This window comes from uncultured Campylobacter sp., from assembly GCF_937997465.1.
Lineage (GTDB): Bacteria > Campylobacterota > Campylobacteria > Campylobacterales > Campylobacteraceae > Campylobacter_A.
Genome location: NZ_CALKTQ010000092.1, coordinates 1 through 3,240 on the forward strand (window position 1 = coordinate 1; position 3,240 = coordinate 3,240).

The following is a 3,240-nucleotide window of genomic DNA, read 5'->3' on the forward strand; positions in this document are numbered from 1 at the left end:
GCCGTTGTGATCGATCACTTTGCCAGGATTTAGCAGGGCGTCTGCAATACGAGCAACCGGGAATGCGTAGTTTGTCGCCTTTTGTAGCCAGCTTTGACCCGTACCCGCTACCGCCGCGGCTTTAGCGACAAAGCGGCCGTTTGCGTCAAATTCTCCGCTATCGGTACCGATAAACTCGCCCTCGTCGTTAAATTTACCCACGCTTGCGCTATTTACGCCGCCGATTACAGCACCCTTGCAAGTCGGAGCGCCGCCGTTTGAGTAGTGGTAGCTAAGGCCAAATCCTCCGCCAGGAAGCCCGATCTGACCTAACATCGCCGCCAAAGTCACCATCGCCCAGTGCGGCTGCTCGCCGTGATGCGCGCGCTGCATACCCCATCCACTCATTATCATCGTGCGGTTAGCGGCGAAGGTATCGGCAAGCTCTTTTATGAGGCTTGCTTTTAGGCCGCAAATTTTGCTCGCCCACTCTAAATTTTTAGGCATGCCGTCAGTTTTACCGAGCAGATACGGCAGGAACTTATCAAAGCCGCTCGTATAGGTCTCGATGAAGTTTTTATCGTATTTGCCGCTCTCGTATAGATAGTGCATCATGCCTAGCATCATCGCGGTGTCGGTGTTTGGCACCGGAGCTATCCACTGAGCCTTGTCAAAGTACTGCGCCGTATCGCTTCTAATAGGATCTATTATTATGACCTTTATGTCGCTGCGTTTTTTAAGCTCTTCAAAGTACTTAAAGCCCTGCTCGTCGGTGCTAGTCCACGCTATGCGAAGGGTTGCCATCGGGTTTGCGCCCCAGATGACGACTACTTTTGAGTTTTCTAGTACCACAGGCCAGCTGGTCTGCTGCTCATAAACCTCGATACTACCCACGACGTGAGGCATGATGATCTGGCTAGCACCCGTCGAGTAGTCGCCGAGAGACCCGACAAATCCGCCGCTAAGATTCATAAATCTATGAAGTAAGATTCGCGAGTTATGTACGTTGCCGCTTGATTTCCAGCCGTAGCTACCCGCAAATACGCTCTCTAGCCCCTTTTGCTTTCTCGTCTTTTTTAGCTCTCTGGCCACTAGTTTTATCGCGTCCTCGTAGCGTACGCGTACCCAGCCGTCTTTACCTCTTAGCTCTGGTTTTGGCGAATCCGGATTTTCTAGGTAGCTTTTGCGCACCATAGGGTATTTTATGCGTGATTTATAGACCATATCGGCGGTGTAGTGTTGCAGCGGATTATACACTTCGCTCGTTTTTTGAAACGGCTCTGATTTTACGATCTTGCCGTCTTTGATGCTAACCTTTAGCATGCCCCAGTGAGCAGCCGTTAGCACCTCGCCGTTACGTACGTTTGCCGTATTTAGCTCGGCGCCGAGTAAATTTGACGCCGTTACGCTAGAAAACAAAGGAGCTGCCGCAAGTGCCGCTCCGCCTTTTAATACATTTCGTCTTTGTAGGTTCATTTTCCTCTCCTGTTTTATTTCTCGGTCGAATAAATCCGACCTCCGAGCGGGAGTATAAATACTCCCTGCACCCACCTGAAGCACACCGCTTCTTTCGAAAGTGGCGTAAATTCGACTCATTTTTTTCTATTTTTGATTCCTCAGATCAGCAAAGCCGATCTTTACGGGCGGAAGCGCAAGCGCTCCCTGCACCCGCCTAAAGTCCCTACTGCGTAGGGTACCCTGTAAAATTTACTTCGCAGGTTGGCAAAGCCGGTCTTTTGCACGGACTCAAATTTAAGCTTTTACGCTCAAATTTGACCGCTCTCTCGTCCAGCGAGTCAAATTTGACGGCTAAAAGCCTCGTTCGCGCAGCCTAGCCCGCAAAGTAGCCGCTCAAATTTAGCGTATATCTCGTTTTGTACGCTAAATTTACTATCCGCCGAACCTTCAAATTCGGCGTTTTAAAAACAGCCGCTTCGCCGCGACTTTTATAAAATTTAGCTCCCGCAAATCTCGTCCATTTGCGGGAGCGCCAGGAGTAAATCCTCGTCAAATTTACGCGCCGCTTTTTACTTTTTCGCCACGTTCACGTCGGCAGAGTGCTTTTGTAAGTACTGTATCACCAGCCACTCGTCGTCTTTGCCGATCGCCGTTCGCGCGATCATCGATTTTAGCAGGTTAGGCCACTGATTTGCCTTGTAGTGCGTGGTTTGATGTAGCGAATGACACACTCCGCAGCTCTCTTTGTAAAGCTCGCCGCCCTTAGCAAAAAGCCCGCCTAGATCGCTCGTGAAGCCGTCTTTTTGCGCATAGACCACGGTCTCAACCTCGTCCCATTTGCCGTTAGCGCCCTTTTTTACGACCTTTATCTCAGGCGTTGCGGTTTTGGCAAACGCCACGGCGATGACGCGCTCGGAGTCGCTAAAGTAAACGACGTTGCTAACGGCGGGATTTTGGTAGCCTTTAACGGAGATTTTCACGCGGTCGCCCTGCGTGGCTAAAATTTTAACCCCGTTCGTCGGCAAGAGTCTGCCTATGCTTTTTTGCGACGTCGCGTCGGCGTAAACGTCTTTTACCGATGGGCTATACACCTCGCCCACTGCAAAGAGCGAACAGGCTAGCAAGCTTGATAGTAGGATTTTTTTCATTTTGCTCCATTAAATTTAAGATGTAAAAGGATTATATAAGAAAAGTATGATGAAAGTATGATTTTATAAAAATATAATTTTATATTTGCGCGGTTCATGCCGTAACTTTGCAAGCAAAATTTGCAAATTTAGCGGTAAAAGCTTACGAAAAAATACTAATCTTGGTTTTAAATTTTAAAAGCGAATTGGGCAAGGTTATTGAAAGCAAATTTGAAAGCGGCAGCTCGCAAAACGCCCGAAATTTAGGAGGGTTCGCGAGCTAAAAAAATTACTCTGCGCTATAGCTTGAGAGCATATCAAAAGTAGGCGCAAAAAAGAGCGCTCCGGTGATCGGCGTGCTAAAATCAAGCAATCTATCCGAGTTGCCGCGCGGCTCGCCGATAAACATCTTATTTAGCATCGCTTCAACCGTCGAAAACGTGCTAGCATACGCGATAAAGTACGTCCCCGTCATGCTTCCCTCGACAAAAGGCATATTTCCGCGAACGACTTTTTTATCATCTCCTACGTTTGCCGCCGCAGAGTGCGAGTTGCTTGGCTTTTCATCCTCGCTCATCTCGATGTCATAAGCCTTTGAGCGACCGATCACCTTTTCTTGCTCGCTCACGCTAGTCGCGTTCCACTCCCTCATTTTATGTTTATATTTTTGTACGAA

The 3,240-nt window shown here is 48.6% G+C and carries 4 protein-coding genes; all 4 read right to left on the bottom strand.

Going from position 1 to position 3,240, the window contains the following annotated elements; translation table 11 throughout:
- A partial coding sequence (locus Q0546_RS02725; RefSeq protein ID WP_298790309.1) for a molybdopterin-dependent oxidoreductase occupies nt 1-1,455 on the bottom strand: 1,455 nt, incomplete at its 3' end.
- 355 nt (nt 1,456-1,810) lie between these two features.
- Nucleotides 1,811-1,990, bottom strand: a complete 180-nt coding sequence (locus Q0546_RS02730; protein WP_298790311.1) for a hypothetical protein — start codon at nt 1,988-1,990, stop codon at nt 1,811-1,813.
- A 16-nt stretch (nt 1,991-2,006) separates the two neighbouring features.
- Nucleotides 2,007-2,585: a cytochrome C gene (locus Q0546_RS02735; protein WP_298790313.1), complete on the bottom strand. Its 579-nt coding sequence runs from the start codon at nt 2,583-2,585 to the stop codon at nt 2,007-2,009.
- Nucleotides 2,586-2,853: 268 nt separating this feature from the next.
- The coding region (locus tag Q0546_RS02740; RefSeq protein ID WP_298790315.1) for a Dyp-type peroxidase at nt 2,854-3,240 on the bottom strand (387 nt) is incomplete at its 5' end.